At 57.4% G+C, this 244-nt stretch carries 2 tRNA genes; both read left to right on the forward strand.

Annotated features, from left to right (window positions below):
• Positions 1-76: transfer RNA gene (locus tag NCR37_RS28310), tRNA-Gly, on the forward strand.
• Between the two features lie 91 nt (positions 77-167).
• Positions 168-243 (forward strand) — tRNA-Gly (locus NCR37_RS28315).
• Position 244 lies beyond the last annotated feature (1 nt).

Here is a 244-nt window from a genome sequence, read left to right on the forward strand (position 1 = left end):
GCGGGAGTAGCTCAGTTGGTAGAGCGCAACCTTGCCAAGGTTGAGGTCGCGAGTTCGAGACTCGTCTCCCGCTCCAGGTTTCGAAGTTTTCGGTGCAGGCAGCGCATGAGCGAAGCGGTATCGAAAACGGCAAGCAGTAGACAGCAGTAAAGCAGCGCAAGATTTACGCGGGAGTAGCTCAGTTGGTAGAGCGCAACCTTGCCAAGGTTGAGGTCGCGAGTTCGAGACTCGTCTCCCGCTCCAG

Source organism: Caballeronia sp. GAFFF1 (assembly GCF_023630705.1).
Lineage (GTDB): Bacteria > Pseudomonadota > Gammaproteobacteria > Burkholderiales > Burkholderiaceae > Caballeronia.